General features: G+C 71.4%; 15 protein-coding genes. 6 read left to right on the top strand and 9 right to left on the bottom strand.

Annotated features, from left to right (window positions below; genetic code table 11):
• The first annotated feature begins 16 nt into the window (after nucleotides 1–16).
• Nucleotides 17–604 carry a TetR/AcrR family transcriptional regulator gene (locus ATL45_RS00690; protein WP_093159751.1) on the top strand — a complete coding sequence of 196 codons (588 nt, stop codon included), beginning with the start codon at nucleotides 17–19 and terminating at the stop codon, nucleotides 602–604.
• 120 nt (nucleotides 605–724) lie between these two features.
• Here the strand turns inward: ATL45_RS00690 and ATL45_RS00695 are convergent, their stop codons facing one another.
• Complete coding sequence (locus ATL45_RS00695; RefSeq protein ID WP_093159754.1) at nucleotides 725–1,471, bottom strand: SAM-dependent methyltransferase; 747 nt, start codon at nucleotides 1,469–1,471, stop codon at nucleotides 725–727.
• Nucleotides 1,472–1,750: 279 nt separating this feature from the next.
• Nucleotides 1,751–2,053, bottom strand: a complete 303-nt coding sequence (locus ATL45_RS00700; RefSeq protein WP_143121780.1) for a hypothetical protein — start codon at nucleotides 2,051–2,053, stop codon at nucleotides 1,751–1,753.
• Nucleotides 2,054–2,160: 107 nt separating this feature from the next.
• Between ATL45_RS00700 and ATL45_RS00705 the strand changes: the two genes are divergently transcribed.
• From ATL45_RS00705 to ATL45_RS00715, 3 genes are all read left to right on the top strand, one after another.
• A complete protein-coding gene (locus tag ATL45_RS00705) occupies nucleotides 2,161–3,030 on the top strand; it encodes a helix-turn-helix domain-containing protein (protein ID WP_246025095.1) in 870 nt (289 codons plus the stop codon).
• 19 nt (nucleotides 3,031–3,049) lie between these two features.
• Nucleotides 3,050–3,241 carry a DUF397 domain-containing protein gene (locus tag ATL45_RS00710; RefSeq protein ID WP_093159891.1) on the top strand — a complete coding sequence of 64 codons (192 nt, stop codon included), beginning with the start codon at nucleotides 3,050–3,052 and terminating at the stop codon, nucleotides 3,239–3,241.
• A 147-nt stretch (nucleotides 3,242–3,388) separates the two neighbouring features.
• Nucleotides 3,389–4,312 carry a carbon-nitrogen hydrolase family protein gene (locus ATL45_RS00715; protein ID WP_093159762.1) on the top strand — a complete coding sequence of 308 codons (924 nt, stop codon included), beginning with the start codon at nucleotides 3,389–3,391 and terminating at the stop codon, nucleotides 4,310–4,312.
• 10 nt (nucleotides 4,313–4,322) lie between these two features.
• On the opposite strand, the gene ATL45_RS00720 is transcribed toward ATL45_RS00715, so the two are convergent.
• Nucleotides 4,323–4,940, bottom strand: a complete 618-nt coding sequence (locus ATL45_RS00720; protein ID WP_093159764.1) for a MerR family transcriptional regulator — start codon at nucleotides 4,938–4,940, stop codon at nucleotides 4,323–4,325.
• A 93-nt stretch (nucleotides 4,941–5,033) separates the two neighbouring features.
• On the opposite strand from ATL45_RS00720, the gene ATL45_RS00725 reads away from it, so the two are divergent.
• On the top strand, nucleotides 5,034–6,329 hold the full coding sequence (locus ATL45_RS00725) for a flavin-containing monooxygenase (protein ID WP_093159767.1): 1,296 nt from the start codon (nucleotides 5,034–5,036) through the stop codon (nucleotides 6,327–6,329).
• 4 nt (nucleotides 6,330–6,333) lie between these two features.
• Here ATL45_RS00725 and ATL45_RS00730 read toward each other — a convergent pair whose 3' ends face one another.
• Entirely contained in the window at nucleotides 6,334–7,719 is a 1,386-nt protein-coding gene (locus ATL45_RS00730; protein ID WP_093159769.1) for an FAD-binding protein, read from the bottom strand.
• 172 nt (nucleotides 7,720–7,891) lie between these two features.
• Between ATL45_RS00730 and ATL45_RS00735 the strand changes: the two genes are divergently transcribed.
• The gene (locus ATL45_RS00735) at nucleotides 7,892–8,479 is read left to right on the top strand and encodes a GNAT family N-acetyltransferase (protein WP_093159772.1); all 588 of its coding nucleotides are present in this window, start codon (nucleotides 7,892–7,894) and stop codon (nucleotides 8,477–8,479) included.
• Between the two features lie 4 nt (nucleotides 8,480–8,483).
• On the opposite strand, the gene ATL45_RS00740 is transcribed toward ATL45_RS00735, so the two are convergent.
• From ATL45_RS00740 to pheT, 5 genes are all read right to left on the bottom strand, one after another.
• Nucleotides 8,484–10,214 (bottom strand): ATP-binding protein, encoded by a 1,731-nt coding sequence (locus ATL45_RS00740; protein WP_170210121.1) that lies wholly within the window; start codon nucleotides 10,212–10,214, stop codon nucleotides 8,484–8,486.
• 69 nt (nucleotides 10,215–10,283) lie between these two features.
• Nucleotides 10,284–10,439, bottom strand: a complete 156-nt coding sequence (locus tag ATL45_RS38645; protein WP_170210122.1) for a hypothetical protein — start codon at nucleotides 10,437–10,439, stop codon at nucleotides 10,284–10,286.
• On the bottom strand, nucleotides 10,436–11,689 hold the full coding sequence (locus tag ATL45_RS00745; RefSeq protein ID WP_093159777.1) for an NAD(P)/FAD-dependent oxidoreductase: 1,254 nt from the start codon (nucleotides 11,687–11,689) through the stop codon (nucleotides 10,436–10,438). Before ATL45_RS00745 ends, ATL45_RS38645 begins: the two co-directional genes overlap by 4 nt.
• Before the next feature lie 103 nt (nucleotides 11,690–11,792).
• Entirely contained in the window at nucleotides 11,793–13,304 is a 1,512-nt protein-coding gene (locus ATL45_RS00750; protein ID WP_093159779.1) for a PucR family transcriptional regulator, read from the bottom strand.
• 75 nt (nucleotides 13,305–13,379) lie between these two features.
• Nucleotides 13,380–15,872, bottom strand: coding sequence for a phenylalanine--tRNA ligase subunit beta (gene pheT, locus ATL45_RS00755; protein ID WP_093159782.1), 2,493 nt, complete (start codon nucleotides 15,870–15,872; stop codon nucleotides 13,380–13,382).
• Nucleotides 15,873–15,931 lie beyond the last annotated feature (59 nt).

Consider the following 15,931-nt stretch of genomic DNA (forward strand, 5'->3'; position numbering starts at 1 on the left):
TGTTATCGTTCCCGGCATGGCCGACAAGCCCTTGACCTCGCGTGGCGCCGCCACCAGGCAGCGCATCCTGGACGTGGCGACCCAGGAGTTCGCCGAGCACGGGATCGCCGGGGCACGCGTCGAACGCATCGTGGCCGCAGCCCGCACCAACAAGGCACAGCTCTACGGCTACTTCGGCAGCAAGGAAGGGCTGTTCGACGCCATCTTCTTCGGCTCGCTGGAGCGGATCATGACCGTCGTGCCGATCGACGCCACCGACCTCGCCGGCTGGGCCGTCCGCCTCTACGACGAATACCTCCGCCGCCCGGACCTCATCCGACTGGCCACCTGGGCACGTCTGGAGCGACGCCCGACCGGTCACCTCGTCGACGACAGCAACCGCCTCGACGACGCCAAACTGCGCGCCATCGCCAACGCGCAAGCCGCGGGCACCGTCCGGTCCGGAGACCCGTTCGACCTGATGGCCGTGGTCATCGCGATGTCGATGGCATGGTCACCGGTCAGCAACGTCTACGCCGCCAGCGATCAGGAACCCCCGGAACTGCACGAGCAACGCCGAACCCTGCTCCGCGACAGCGTTCAGCGCGTCATCACACCCCACTGAGCGGCCCGCCCCGACACCAACGCGCGCTCATGCCGCTGACCGGCAGCTCGGCCGGGCGAACGAACGCCAGCCGGCACGGCCCGGCCACCGGGGCCGGTGGCCGGGCCGCAGGTCGAGCGATCAGCGCCGCATCAGGGCGAAGACGCCCCAGCCGAGATGTTCGCGCATGTAGCGCGCATATCGCGCGGGCTCGGTGGTGAGTTCGGCCCGCACCTCGGGCGCCAGCTCGTCGTCCGGGTTCCGGTCGAGCCAGCGGCGGAGGTTGAGCCACTGCGCCGCGCAGTACCGGTCCCAGCTGTCCTGGTCGGCCAGCACCATCTCCACGACGTCGTACCCGAGGCCGCCGAAGTGCTCGATCAGCTCGGGCAGCGGCAGGAAGTCGGCCGGGCCGGTGGCGTGGCAGGCCTCGGCGGTCTCCTGGTCCGGCGGAGTCCGGCGCCAGTAGGGCTCGCCGATCAGCATCAGACCTCCGGGGCGGAGGCTGCGGCCGAGCAGCTCGGCCGTCCCGGCGACGCCGTTGCCGATCCAGGTGGCGCCGACGCAGGCGGCGAGATCGACCGGCTCGTCGGCGACGTGGCCGGCGGCGTCGCCGTGGACGAACTCCACCAGGTCGGCGACGCCGAGCTCGACGGCGCGGGCCCGGGCCTGCTCGGTGAAGACCGTGCTGATGTCCACGCCCGTGCCGGTGAAGCCCAGGTCACGCGCCCAGGTGCACAGCATCTCGCCCGAGCCGCTGGCCAGGTCGAGCACCCGCGTCCCGGGCGGCAGGCGCAGCGCCCGGCCCAGGGTGGCGAGCTTGTCGGGAGTCAGCGGGTTGTGGATGCGGTGACCGCTCTCGCGGATGGTGAAGATGCGGGGAAGGTCCACAGTGGATTCCTTTGGGAGAGGCCCTCCGGACGCACCCGAACTCCCGCTGGGCGGGATGCGCGTCAGGACGAGACCGGGGAAGTGAGGATGATCCGGGCGCTGCGCACGGCAGCGGTCGCCAGGACAGTCATCAACTCACCTCCCTGAATCTCCGGCAGCGGACCCAAGTCATCGCTGCGCCGCCGAGGATAGCAGCTCGGGCAGGCAGCCCCGTGAGCGTTTCGGGGCGCCATGACGCCCCAAAACGCTCACGGCATCCGACCAGCCAGAACCTGCACCTCAGAGCCAGACCAGCCGGAGATCGCGGATCAGCGAGAAGCACTCCAGCGCACCTTCGGCGGAGTCGGAGTTACCGGTCCAGCCGTGCGGGCTGACGAACACCGCACCCGGCCCCGAGCCACCGGGTTCCCGGCAGAAGTCCAAGCCCCACAGGTAGATCTGCGCATCGACGCCCCCGTCGCCATCCCGCGCGACCTCGCACAGCGCGAACTTCCTCGGCTGCTGCGCCTCGGCCAGATCCGCCAGCACGGCGGACAGTTCCCCATCGCCCCAAGCCCCCAGCGAACGACACGACTTCGACATCCCGACTCCCATCTGCCGATCAACTCGTAAATCGGAATCTAGTTGGAATGATTCCAACAGTCATCTACCGAATCAGGTGATCCACTGGAGATCGTTGACCTGCGAGGATGAACGCCATGCCGCCCGCACCCGACCCCCGCATGCTGCGCATCCAGCTCGGCATCGAGCTGCGCCGCCTCCGCGAGCAAGCGGACCGCAGCACCTTCGAAGCAGCCGACGCCCTCGGCTGCAAACAACCGAAGATCAGCAAGATCGAGAGCGGCGGCCAGGGCGTCAAACCGGACGAGGTCGCGCAGCTGCTCGACTTCTACGACGCGAGGCCGAAGCAGCGCAAGTACTTGCTCGGCCTCGCAGAACGCCTCCCCAAACGAGCCAGGCCGAAGATGTACCACCGCGACGCCGTCCCGGACTGGTTCCAACGCTTCCTGGCGTTGGAGAGCGAAGCCTCCGAGATGAAGATCAACGAGGTAGAGATCGTGACCGGCCTCCTACAGACCGAGGGCTACGCCCGTTCAACCATCAAAGCCTGGGAACCGGCAGCCGATCCTCGCCTGGTCGACCGCCAAGTACAGACCAGGATGCAACGTCAAGCAGTCTTGACGCGCTCGGACGACCCACTCAACCTCCATGTCATCCTGAGCGAATCAGCACTTCACCGGGTGCAAGGCAACGCCAAGATCATGCGAGGCCAGCTGGAGCACCTGCTGACCGCGTCAGATCAACCGAACATCAAACTCCAGGTGCTGCCATTCGCCGCCCCGAACAGGATCGCAGTCACCTCAACGGCAACGCTGCTCCACCTGGCGAAGCAGCAGCTGTCCGCCGTGTACCTGGAAGACTTCTTCGGCGCCACCTACTTGTGGGAGCCCGAGGAATACACGCGGTACAGCATCATCTTCGAGCGATTGAGTGCCGCCGCGCTACCGGTCGATGAAACTCGGGAACTCATCGATAAGGTGAGCGAGAAGTACCGGTAGACAAGTGGAAGGGGTGACGATGTCCGCCCCGGAATTGTCCACGGCCACATGGCTCAAGAGCAGCTACAGCCAAGGCAACGGCGGCCAGTGCGTCGAAGTCGCTGTTCAGCCGACCGTTGTCGGTGTTCGGGATTCCAAGGACCCCGACGGCCCGGTGCTGGTGTTCAATCCCAGCGCGTTCGCGCAGTTCCTCGGCACTTTGCGGAGCTAGGTCGCGACTCTGCAGGTCAGAGCCCGTGAGTGTTTTGTGATGCTATGGCCTCACAAAACACTCACGGGCCTGGTGCCACCTGGGGCGGTCGACCGGGGGCGTCCGGCGTGGTCGGATGGCGGTGGATCCTGATGCGTAGGAGGCGCGATGGTCACCGTGCAGGCCGCTGTTGTGCAGGACGCTCCCGTTGCTTTCGATCTCGACGCCACGCTCGACAAGGTCGACCGGCTCGCTGAGCAGGCGGCTGCCGGTGGGACCGAGCTGGTCGTGTTCCCGGAGGCGTTCGTGTCCGCCTATCCGCGCGGCGCGACGTTCGGGGCGACCATCGGACAGCGGACGCCGGAGGGCAGGCAGCTGTACCGGCGGTACTGGGAGTCGTCGATCGAGGTGCCCGGACCGGCGACCGAGCGGATCGGAGCGGCTGCCGCGCGGCACGGGATGCACCTGGTCATCGGCGTCATCGAGCGCGATCGCGGCACGCTCTACTGCACCGCGCTGACCTTCGGGGCGGACGGCGTCCTGCTCGGCAAGCACCGGAAGCTGATGCCGACCGGCAGCGAACGCCTGGTGTGGGGCTTCGGCGACGGCTCGACGATGCCGGTCCACGACACCGCGATCGGCCGCATCGGCACCGTGATCTGCTGGGAGAACTACATGCCCGCGATGCGCATGCACATGTACTCGCAGGGCGTGCAGCTCTACTGCGCGCCGACCGCCGACCCGCGCGACACGTGGGTGGCCAGCATGCAGCACATCGCCTGCGAGGGCCGCTGCTTCGTGCTCTCCGCCAACCAGTTCACCCGCCGCTCGGACTACCCGGCCGACTACCCCGTCGACGCCGAACCCGGCGAAGTCCTCAGCCGGGGGGCGTCGGTGATCGTGGACCCGCTCGGCAACGTGCTGGCCGGCCCCGCGACCGACGGGCCGGCGATCCTGCGCGCCGAGCTCGACCTCGGGCGGATCGCGGAGGGCAAGTACGACTTCGACGTGGTCGGCCACTACTCCCGCCCGGACGTCTTCGAGCTCCGCGTCGACCGGAGCCCGAAGCATCCCGTCCTTCCGCACGGCTGACGCCGGGCTTTCAAGCCGGGTTGCCGCGGCGAGCCCGGTAAGCCCGTTGCCGGCAGGCGGGCGAGCAGTACTTCCGGGGCCGACCCCGGGCGCTCGGCGCCACCGGCTCCAGGCAACCGGGGCACAGCACCGTGTTTTCGTCACCGCGAGGGCGATCCACCGGGTTTTCGTCACCGAGCGCCCTGGCGGCGCGAGCCGCGGTGACGAGGTCGCCTTCCGCGATTCGCCCGCGCGGCGTGTGCGTGGACAGATCACCCTCGAGGACGGGGCACCGCGCGATGTCGTCGTCCGCGCAGCACAGCAGGTGGCGGAGGTAGCCGCCGGCGGCCTCCAGCTGCGCGATCCGCCGCTCCAGCAGCGCGAGCTGCTCGCCGATGGTGCGCTGCCGGTCTTCGCACGTGGTCTTTCCCGAGGTGACGACCGCGGCTTGGCCCAGCGGCATCTTCCCGATCACGCAGCACAGGTAGGCCAGACCGATGCGGCGGAGGTCGCGATCGCGGTAGCGCCGTCTGCCGCCGTCGCGGGCGGGCGGGTCGAGCACGCCCTGGCGTTCCCACCACCGCAGCGCGGATGGCGCGATGCCGTACAGGGCTGCCGCTTCGCCGATCGAAACAGCGGGTTCGGTCACGAGTCCCCCTTGACATCGAGTCGACTTGACGCAGCAACCTTAAGGCAAGGCTTACCTAAGTGATTTCGCTTCGAATGGAAGAGGTTGCCCCTGATGGAATGCGAGTACGCGGAGACCGTCGTCATCGGTGCGGGCCAGCAGGGCTGCGGGGCGGCCGCGGCGCTGCAGGAGCTCGGCCGCGAATCGATCGTGCTGGAACGCGGTGAGATCGGTCAGGCGTGGGCGCACGAGCGCTGGGACAGCTTGCTGGTGGGCAGCGGGAACCGGTCGGTGCGGTTCCCCGGCTGGGACTACGACGGCGACGACCCCGACGGCTACATGTCCGGGCCGGAGTTGGCCGGGCACCTGCGCCGCTACGCCGAACGGCGAAACCTCCCGATCCGTCAGCACACGCCCGTCGAGAAGGTCGAGTGCCCGCCGGACGCTTCGGCTCGCGACGAAGTGCGGTTCAGGACCCACCTGTCCGCGGGTGGCGTCATCGAGTCGCGCAACGCCGTCGCCGCGCTGGGCGGCTACGCGAGCCCCCGCGTGCCCGACCTGGCAGCCGAGGTCGACCCGTCGGTCAACCAGCTGCACTCGCGCTACTACCGCAATCCCGGTTCCCTGCCCGACGGGGCCGTCCTCGTGGTGGGTGCGGGGATCAGCGGCCAGCAGATCGCCGACGAACTGGTGGCGGCCGGGCGCGAGGTCTTCCTGTCGGTCGGCCGCCACCGCACCTGGCCCCGCCACTACCGGGGCCGCAGCGTGGTCGAGTGGCTGTTCGCGCTCTCCCTGTACGAGGACTTCGTCACGCCGGATGCCGACGGCGACCGGACGTTGCCCGGGCTGCCGGTGACCGCCGTGCCGGACGGCGGCAGGGAGCTCAACCTGGGCGCGCTGGCCAGTAGAGGAGTCGTCCTCGTCGGATCGGCGCGCGCGGCGCAGCACGGCGTCCTGCTGCTCGAGGACAACGTCGTCGCGATCGCCGCGGAATCGGCCCGCTCGTTCCGGCGGGCGATCGACGCGATCGACACCCGGATACGCCAACGGGGCTTCGCCGTACCGGAGCAGCGACCGGCGCCCGAGGTCGACATGACCCGGATCGCCGGCTTCGGGAACAAGCTCGACCTGGCCCGGCACGGCATCACGACGATCATCTGGTGCACCGGGTTCGGCCCGGACTACCGGATCCTGCCGGACACCGCGCTCGACGACCGCGGGTTCCCGATCCAGCGGAAGGGCATCTTCGGGGCGCTGCCCGGGCTGTACTACGCCGGGCTCCCGGACGGACGATCGCAGGCCCCGGTGGCCATCTCGGCCAACGTCGAGAACGGGAGGTCCATCGCGCGCCAGGTGCACATCGACCACATCTTGCGCTCCGGCTCCCCGGCGTCGGTCGCCCTGCCCTGAAGGCCTACCGGTCGATCTTCGGCTTGCGGGTGCCCGGGGCCAGGCCGGTTTCGGCGTGGATTCCCGGGTCCGTGAACGTGCCGATCGAGTAGATGCGGGCGCCGCGGGCGAGCGCGAAGGCGTGCAGGTCGTGGAGGATTCGCACCGCTTCGTCCGCTTGCCCGCGGGTCGGGAAGTCCAGCAGGCAGTCCATCAGCCAGTACCGCTCCCCCGCGCCCTCGGGCAGCGGCGGGTTGCGGCGGCCCGCCGCGTCCATGGCAGCGCGGTTCTTCACCGCCAGCAGCACCACCGAGGTCGGGCCGATGAACGGCTGCACCCGCGGCAGGGCTTCGGGCAGGATCTCGGTCAGCTGGTCATCGGTCATGATCCAGTCGGCCCACGCCTTCGGGAGCTCGTTCCAGCCCAGCTCCCGTTCCGCGTAGTCGTACATCGGGTCCGCCAGGCCCAGGACGAAGTCGAGGTAGGAGCGGTCCTGGAACTCGGGCTCGCCCTCGCCGAAGCCCTCCAGCACCGCAGCGTCGATCCCGCGCTCCCCGGGGTCGTAGATGTCGACCTCCAGCCAGGCGACCTGCGGGTCGGGGTACTTCCAGGTGACGTGCAGCTCGTCCAGCTCCGGCTTGTCGGACAAGGCGCGGAGGGCCTGGTAGGCCGCAACAGGAGAGCTGAACCGCAGCGTGTAGGTGCTCACCCGGCTCGGCGCGTGCGTCACCTCGACCCAGAGCCGGGTGATGACGCCGTGCTGGCCGACGCCGCTGAGCACCGCGTTGTACACCTCGTCGTTCTCGTCCGCGCTGCACAGGAGCCGCTGCCCGGTGGGAGTGACCACCTCCATGCGGAGCACCGCGGCGCCGAACACCCCGCTGCGCACGTTGGCGCTCCAGCCGCCGACCGAGGCGAACCCACCGGCCGACAAGGTGGTGCGGCCGGGATAACCGGTGCTGACGCGGGCCCGGTGCTTGTCCGCGGCGATCGCGACGTCGGTCAGCAGCACACCGGCATCGATCTCGATCAGCCCGGCCGACCCGTCCGCCGCGGGCGGCTGGAGGGAGTGGATGCGGTTGAGCCGCAGCAGGTCGATGGCGATCCCGTCGGCGGCCAGCGCCTGGCCGCCGACGGTGTGCTGGTTGCCTTGCGCGGCGCACGGGATCCCGTGCTGGTGCGCGAATCGCACGACGGCTTCGACGTCACCGGCTCCGGCCGGGCGCAGAACCACTCCGGGCAGGGCCTGCACGCGGCCGCCGCGGTCCTTGCCCGCGGCGCTGCGGGCTCCCGCGTCCACCACGAGCTCACCGCCGTCGGGCAGCTCGGGAGCCGGAATCCAGTCGGACGTCCCGTCGTCCGGTCCCCAGGCCAGGGTCCGCCAGTTGATGCCCAGTCCGCGACTCGTCACTGCAGGTTCCTCCCGGCACTCCGCGAAAGCATGGTCAACGGCCGGTGCCCACTATCTCCGCTGAGCTGGGCTCGCGGAAGCGTTGACATTTGCCACGGTCGCCGCGCGGAGTGCGGTGCCTCACCCGACCCCCTTGCGAGATCGGTAGGGCGGCGCGGGATCATCGTTGCTGATGACGATGATCCCGCCCCGGCCGAGCGCGGTCGACCACCGAGCTTCGCGGCCGACTGCGGGCTGGGTGGGGCGGCGGGTGCTGCTGCGCGGCATCGACCCGGCGGACCGGCGCACCCTGATCGGCTTCGACCGGGAGTCCGCGCGGGAGGGGCCGCCGCAGTTCGACGGCTACCGGCACTGGGCGGCGCACCGCGCCGACCACCTCGACCCGGGCGAGGACCTCCACCTGGCGATCGAGACCCGGCACGACCGGACCCTGGTCGGTTCGCTGTCGACCAGCCAGCCGGAACCGGGCACCTTCAGCTACGGCATCGGGATCGGCCCGCAGCACCGCCGCCGCGGCTACGCCGACGACGCGATCAGCACGCTGCTCGGGTACATGTTCGGCCACCGCCGCTTCACCAAGTGCGAGGTCGGCATCTACGGCTGCAACACCGCATCGCTGGCCCTGCACGCGAGACTCGGCTTCCGCGAGGAAGGCCGCCTCCGCGACCCGGAGTTCCTCTGCGGCGGAGCCCAGTACCTGGTGCTGATGGGCATCACCGACGAGGAGTTCGCCACCCGTCACCTCCCCCGCGCCCGCTGAGCGCTCACTCACCGATCACCGGCGCGGAGCCCTGCTCGCCGCCGCCGAAGAAGTCCTGATCAGCGGTGTCGAGCACCACCCGGTTCTCGGGTTCCCCACCGGAGACGACGGACCTCGCCCCCACCACCTGCCCAAAGCCCGCTTGATCCAGCCGCTTCCTGAGGTACCGCTGCAGTTCGGCGCGGTCCACCGAACCGCCAGGTATCGCGAACCGCTGCAGGTCGCGGGCGCACGCGACGACAGCACCGGTGGCCGAATCCCGCGCCGCGGCGGCGAATGCGTCGAGCCAGGCGTGCACGGCGGGTTCGGCCTCGATCCCGCAAGCCGTCGCGCAGTGGTGCAGCGCTTCCGGCAGCCAGCGGTGCGCGGCCGAGCACAGGCGGTGGTAGAACTCCTCGACCAGCAGCATCCGCCACTCCCAGTCGAACCAGCAGGAGTCGCCGGGCAGTCCGAGCTCCTCGCGGCGCTGGCGGAAGTGGTCGGCGAGGTCCTGGTGGCGCCGGCGGAAGCGCCGCGGCGCGCGGCCGCGCTCGTAGCGCACCATCTTCTCCCGGACCACGTGGTGGTACTTCAGCCGGCCGTGGTCCTCGTGGACGAACGGCCGCTCCCGCAACCACCGGAACAGGCCCACCGCCCGGGCCGGCTCGCTCAGCACGGCCAGCACGTCCTCGTCGAGCACCCGGGGCAGCGCGGCGAGCACCGCGTCGTCCCGGCTCTCCTGCTCCGGGACGAAGTTCAGGAAGCGCGCCACCGCCATCCCGGTCGGGTCGTGCACGTCGTCGTCGCCTGATTCGGCCAAGCCGGCCAGCAGCAGCGGGAGCCCGCCGGACAGTTCGAGGATCACGTCCGCCAGCTCCGGGTCCCGGACGCCCTTCCGGCCGAGCAGCGTCCTGGACTCCTCGGCGGTGAACGGATCCAGCCGCCAGGACACCAGGATCGAGGAGAACTCGCCCCAGTTGTTGAAGTCGAGCGGGTGCTGTCCCGCGACGCCGAGCACCAGGCCCAGCGGGAGCTCCCCGTAGTACCCGTGCAGCAGGCGCAGCAGCCACGGTTCGACGACCTCGGCGGTGCGCTCGTAGTTGTCGAAGAGCACCACCAGCTGCCTGTGGTGGGCGATCTTGCGCAGGTCGTCCACCAGGCACGGGGTGAGCTCCTCGACCGGTGAGAGCAGCAGCCGGACATCGGCCTGGCTGCCGAAGCGCCTGGCCAGGTAGCCGCGGCACTGCTCCACCCACTCCTGGACCCGCTCCGGAGGGACCGCATCGGCGACCGGGCCGAGCCCGGGCGCGGCGGCGCGCACGACGCCGAGGCCGAACCGGACCGCCGTCGCCATCACCAGCTCGCGGGCTTCGGACGGCGCTTGCGGATCGGACAGCACCTCGTCGTGCCGCTGCTCGTAATCGGCGAAGCGCTGCGCGAACTTCCGCGCCTCCCCGCCCTGCCCGGCCAGCTGGCGGGCGATCGCGGCCAGCACCCGGACCAGGTTCGACTCGTTGTCATCGGTGACCGCGACCAGCGCGGAGTGCTGCAGCGAGATCTCGCGCAGCTGGCGCAGCAGGAACGTCTTGCCGATGCCGGCCTGGCCGTGCAGGCCGAACACGAACTTGCGCTCGGCCACCGGAGCCCGCAGGTTCGCGCGGAAGGCGTCGCACTGCTGACGCCGGCCGACGAACTCGCTGCCCTGCCGCTGCCGCAAGACCTCCTGCAGGCTCCGAGCACCTCCAGGACCGGTCACCGGGTCATCGTGCCAGTGCGCACGCGCCTGCGATGGCGATTTCCGGAGAAAGATCCACAACCCGGAGCGTCAGCTGCCGGTATCTCCGGAGATCGCCGGTACTCGCTGGTCCAGGGCGTATTCGGTGGCGATGCGCAGGAGCATCTCCTTCTCCACGCGGAGGAGGTGGTTCTCGCGGCGGAGGCGGTCGAGCTCTTCGCGCTCCGCCGCGGTCAGCTCGTTCACCGCAGCGGGTCGAACGGCCGCAGCAGCGCCGGGCGCTTGCCGGTGGTGATCTGCTCGGCGAGCAGTCGCCCGGTCAGCGGGCCGAGGGTCAGGCCCCACATGCCGTGGCCGCCCGCGACGTAGGCGCCGGGCAGCTTGGTCGCGCCGATCAGCGCGAGCCCGTCGGGCGTGACCGGGCGGCCGCCGACCCACTCGTCGTGGCGCTCCTCCCAGCGCACGCCGGTCAGCAGCGGGCGCGCCGAGCGGACGATCGCTTCGATGCGGCCGCGGTCCAGCGGCGCGTCGACCGGCCGGAACTCCATGGTGCCCGCCACCCGCAGACCGCCCTGGTAGGGCGTGCACGCCACTCGCGCGGCGGGCAGGTAGATCGGGCCCGGGACCGGCTGGTCCGTCGGGACGGTGAAGGAGTAGCCGCGGCCGGCGCGCACCGGGGTGCGCACGCCCAGCGGCTTGGCGAGCTTGCTCAGCCAGGCCCCGGCGGCCAGCACGACCACCTCGGCCGACACCCGGTCGTCCTGAGTGGACTTGACGATCACCTGGCCGCTGGTGCGCACCATGTCCCGCACCTCGAACCCGGTGCGCAGCGTGCCGCCGCGCTCGACGAAGGACCGCGCGAGGGCGCGGGTGAACTCACCGGGATCGACGTAGCGCTGGCCCTCGACCCGCAGCACCGACGAGATGCGGTCGGACAGCTGCGGCACATCCGCGTCCGCGACGGACAGCTCGGTGGTGTCGACCGGCTGCCCGCAGCCGCGGATCTGCTCGAACTCGTGCCGCAGATCGGCCGCCTGCTCCGGCTTCTCGAACGCGGCCGTGATCGGCGCGTTCTCGGTCTTCGCCTCGACACCGCCCGCCAGCAGCGCGTCGAAAGCGTCCAGGCATTCGGCGTTCATCGGCACGAACGACCGCATCCCCCGCTGCCACGCCCGCGGCGTGCAGTGCGCGGCGAAGCGGGTCAGGAACGACCACAGGCCGATGTCCGGGGTGGCGGGCACGTGCAGCGGGGCGTCGGCGGAGAACAGCGTGCGCAGCCCGTAGCGCAGCACCGCCGGCTCCGGCAGCGGGATCGAGAAGGCCGGCGAGAGGTAACCGGCGTTGCCCCACGACGAACCCGCCGCGACGTCCTGCTTGTCGAGCACGGTCACCTCGACGCCGTGCTCCTGCAGGAACCACGCGGTGGACAGGCCGACCACGCCGGCGCCGACCACCACTGCCCGCCGCGGAATCCCGTCGATCCCGTCCTCGCGCATGCTGCCTCCTCGGTGCGAACCTCGACTGGAGCATGCCTGGACCATCACGCTCAGCCAGTGTCCGGATCCGACAATCGGCGGGCTGCCGTTTGGCCGAAATCCACTACCCGACTGCGAGCGCGATGATCATCGCCAGCCGGGCGTCCGGATCGTCCAGGTCCAGCGGGGTCAGCTCGGCCATCTTCCGCATCCGGTACCGGACGGTGTTCGGGTGGATCTCCAGCCGCGCCGCGGCCGCGCCGAGATCGCCCTGGCACTCCAGCCAGGCCCGCAACGTCTCGACGTAGCGGGTGCCCTGCTCGCGGTCGTGGCGCCGGAGGTCGACGACCGGCCCGCGGTCCGGCAGCCGGCCGGTCGAGGCGGCGTGCCGCAGGCGGCGCAGCAGGATCTCGTGCCACGCCTCGTCGTAGACCACGGCGTCCTGATCGGCCCGCGTCGAGTGGACCGCGAGGCTCTCATCGGCCTCGCGCCTGCTGTCGACCAGCTGGTTCGGCCCGGCCGCTCCGCCGACACCGGCGAGGATCGTGGTGTCCGACGGCAGGTCGCGCACCAGTGCGCGCACCCACTCGCGAGCGCGCGCGGCGTCGTCGTGCGGCAGCACCGTGTAGACGGTGTTGGCGAACAGCGCGCTGCGGCCCGGCCTCGACCAGCCGAACCCGATCGTCGCCCGCTCGAAGGCCAGCAGCGCGGTTTCGTCCCGCGCGGCGCCGCTGTGCACCTGCACGGCCACCACCCGGAACTGGTCGCTGCGCAGGCCGAGCCTGCTCAACACCGCCGAAGCGTCCTCGTGCCCTTCCAGCAGGCCGATCACCAGGTCCGATTCGACCTGCCGCTCCAGGTCCGCGCTGGCCCGCGTGCGCAGCAGGTGCAGCGCGGCGGTGCGCGCGCCGCCGACCAGCGCCGCCTCGTGCGCGGCGGTGAGCGGCTGCTGCGTCTCCACCCAGATCGAGCCCAGCAGCTCGCGGCCCGCGCGGATCGCGACGACCACGCGCCCGTGCGAGTCCTGCGGTTCCAGCGGGGCGACGTAGACCGGCTCGTCCGAGGTCTCCAGGTGCCGGAACACGCCCCGCGCGGCGAGCGTCCGCCGGATCTCCTCCGGCACCTGCCGCCCCAGGATCGTGGCCAGCCGCGCCCGGTCGGCGCTGAGCTGGCGCCGCGAGTAGGCGAGCACGCCGGACCGGTGGTCCTCGATCGTGACCGGGCCGCCCACCGAATCGGCGAGCGCGTCGGCCAGCGCGAACAGATCCGTCGGTCCCCGCCCGGCCTCGGTCTCCCGCCCCTCCAGCACCAGGCCGTACACGACTCCGGCCAGCTGGCCCCACGACACGGCCGGGTCGACGAGTACGACGGCCAGCCCGCGCTCCCGGGCAGCGGCGATCACCCGCTCCCCGACCGAACCGGCCCGGAACACCACCACCTGAGCGGAAGTCCGCTCGATCAGCTCCGCGTCGTCGGCATCGACGCGGACGGCCAGCAGCACGTCGCCGGTGGCCCCGGGATCGGCCGGATCGTGCAACGCCACCGAGCGCAGGTCCGTGGACCTGCTCCGCGGCGCGCTGACCAACCGCGCCCCGACACCGCCGAGCACGTTGATCAACCGGTCCAGCTTTACCACGCCGCTCCCTCCCCGCCGCCGGAAAAAAGCCAGCGGCCCCGTCCCTGGTCGGGAGCGGGGCCGCTGGGTCGATCGTCAGGCGCGCAGGGTCGCGCCGAGGCGGTCGGCGGCGGACTTGACCGCCGCGTCGCGGGCCTCGGTGGCCTCCTCCTGCTTGAGCGTGCGGTCCGGAGCGCGGAAGCGCAGCGCCAGGGCCAGCGACTTCTTGCCCTCGCCGAGCTGCTCGCCCGCGTAGACGTCGAACAGCCGGACGTCCTCCAGCAGCTCACCGCCACCCGCGCGGACCGCGTCGACCAGGTCCGCCGCCGCGACCTCGGCGTCCACCACCAGCGCGATGTCCATCAGCACCGGCGGGTACGGCGAGATCTGCGGTGCCGGGCGGTTGTCCACCAGCGGCAGGGCGTCCAGGTCGAGCTCCATCGCGCAGGTCCGCTTCGGCAGCCCGAGCGCTTCGACGACCTTCGGGTGCAGCTCACCGGCGTGGCCGACCACGGTCTCGCCGACCTTCAGCTGCGCGCACCGGCCCGGGTGCCACGGAGCCAGCTCACCGGCACCGATCTCCAGCTCCACACCGGCGGCCGCGGCGACCACGCGGGCGGCCTGGACGGCGTCCGCCCAGCTCGCCTCGCGGCCCTTACCCCACCAGCCGGCCTGCTCGCGGTGACCGCCCAGCAGCGCCGCCACGTGCTTCGGCTGCGCGGGCAGCGCCGCCTCCAGCGCGGCCAGCTGCTCGTCGCTGGGCCGCTGCGCGACACCGACCTCCGGCACCGGCGGCTGCTCGGCGGCGGGCTGCACGACCTGTCCGATGTGGAACAGCGCCAGGTCGCGCTGCCCGCGGGAGACGTTGCGCTGCATGACCTCGGCCAGGCCGGTCAGCAGCGTCGTGGTCAGCAGCGAACGGTCGCTCTCCAGCGCGTTGAGCACCGACGCGGTGCGGCGCCGCTCGTCGTCCTCGGCCAGGCCGAACGCGTCGAGCATCGCCTTGCCGACGAACGGGAAGGGCAGCACCTCGACGTAGCCCTCGGCGGCCAGCGCGCGGGACACCGCGCGCTCGCGGCGCTGCTCGCCGGTCAGGCCGCGGCCGGGCGGCGCGGCGGGCAGCACCGACGGGATCGTGTGGTAGCCCTCCAGCCGCAGCACCTCCTCGACCAGGTCGTAGGGCTGCGTCAGGTCCGGGCGCCAGGTCGGCGGCGTCGCGGTGACCAGGCCGACGCCCTCGTCGGAGGTGCTGACCTCGATGCGGCAGCCGATCTGGCCCAGCCGGCGCGCGGTCACGCCGCGCTCGTAGGACACCCCGGCGATCTTGTCCGGCAGCGCCAGCGGCATGGTCACCGGCGCGGGCTGCTTCGGCTCGCCCACGTCGGTGCGGCCCGGCGCGATGGTGCCGTCGCCGTAGCGGACCAGCAGCTGCGCGGCCAGCTCGACGGCCACCGGCGCGACCGCCGGGTCCACCTGCCGCTCGAACCGCTTGCCCGCCTCGCTGGGCAGCTTGTGGCGGCGGATGGCGCGCGCGATGCTCGCCGGGTCCCAGTTCGCCGCCTCCAGCAGCACGTCGTGCGTGTCGTGGCCGATCTCGGTGGACTCGCCGCCCATCACCCCGGCCAGCGACACCGGCCCGGTCTCGTCGGCGATGACGATGTCGTCCGGGTCGAGCTCGCGGCTCACCCCGTCCAGGGTGATCAGCTTCTCGCCCGCCTCGGCGCGGCGCACCACCAGGTCACCGGTCACCTTGGTCGCGTCGAACGCGTGCAGCGGCTGGCCGAGTTCGAGCATCACGTAGTTGGTGACGTCCACGGCCAGCGAGATCGAGCGCATCCCGGCCAGCGCCAGGCGGCGGCGGATCCACCACGGGCTCGGCGCGGTCGGGTCGACACCGGTCACGCGGCGCAGCACGAACCGCGAGCACGCCGTCGGGTCGCTCAGCTCCACGCCGCGCGAGGGCCGGTCGTCCTCCGGGACCGGGCGGGTGCCCGGGTCGCCGAACGGCACGTCCAGCGCGTTGGACAGCTCGCGGGCCAGACCGCGCACCGAGAAGCAGTAGCCGCGGTCCGGGGTGATGGCCAGCTCGATGATCGAGTCGTCCAGCCCGACCAGCCCCACCGCGTCGTCGCCCGGGTCGGCCGAACCCGGCGGCAGCACCAGGATGCCGTCGGCGTCGTCACCGATGCCCAGCTCGGTGGTCGAGCAGATCATGCCCTCGCTGAGCTTGCCGTAGGTCTTGCGCGAGGTGATCTCGAAGTCACCGGGCAGCACCGTGCCGGGCAGCGCGACCACCACGAGGTCGCCCTCCTGGAAGTTGCGGGCGCCGCAGATGATGCCCTGCACCCGCTGCTCGTCGGACTCGGTCTTGCCGACCTCGACCTGGCAGTACCGGATGGGCTTCTTGAACTCGGTGAGCTCTTCGATCTCGGCGACGCGGCCGACCACGAGCGGGCCCCGCACCTGCGTCAGGTGCACGACCTCCTCGACCTCCAACCCGATCCGGATGAACGCTTCGGCCAGCGTCTCCGCGGTCGTCTCCTCGGGCAGCTCAAGGTGCTCGGCCAACCAGGAAACCGGAATCCGCACTTGGTCAGGCCCTTCTCTCGTTCCGGTGAGTCATGTCGGTGGGTGTCAGATCATGCGTC

The sequence above is a fragment of the Saccharopolyspora antimicrobica genome (assembly GCF_003635025.1).
GTDB lineage: Bacteria > Actinomycetota > Actinomycetes > Mycobacteriales > Pseudonocardiaceae > Saccharopolyspora > Saccharopolyspora antimicrobica.

What these genes read in the sequence shown, in the direction of transcription:
- ATL45_RS00690 (WP_093159751.1), top strand. Translation starts at nt 17, where the DNA reads ATGGCCGACAAGCCCTTGACCTCGCGTGGCGCCGCCACCAGGCAGCGC.
- ATL45_RS00700 (WP_143121780.1), bottom strand. Translation starts at nt 2,053, where the DNA reads ATGTCGAAGTCGTGTCGTTCGCTGGGGGCTTGGGGCGATGGGGAACTG.
- ATL45_RS00705 (WP_246025095.1), top strand. Translation starts at nt 2,161, where the DNA reads ATGAACGCCATGCCGCCCGCACCCGACCCCCGCATGCTGCGCATCCAG.
- ATL45_RS00710 (WP_093159891.1), top strand. Translation starts at nt 3,050, where the DNA reads ATGTCCGCCCCGGAATTGTCCACGGCCACATGGCTCAAGAGCAGCTAC.
- ATL45_RS00715 (WP_093159762.1), top strand. Translation starts at nt 3,389, where the DNA reads ATGGTCACCGTGCAGGCCGCTGTTGTGCAGGACGCTCCCGTTGCTTTC.
- ATL45_RS00725 (WP_093159767.1), top strand. Translation starts at nt 5,034, where the DNA reads ATGGAATGCGAGTACGCGGAGACCGTCGTCATCGGTGCGGGCCAGCAG.
- ATL45_RS00735 (WP_093159772.1), top strand. Translation starts at nt 7,892, where the DNA reads ATGACGATGATCCCGCCCCGGCCGAGCGCGGTCGACCACCGAGCTTCG.
- ATL45_RS00745 (WP_093159777.1), bottom strand. Translation starts at nt 11,689, where the DNA reads ATGCGCGAGGACGGGATCGACGGGATTCCGCGGCGGGCAGTGGTGGTC.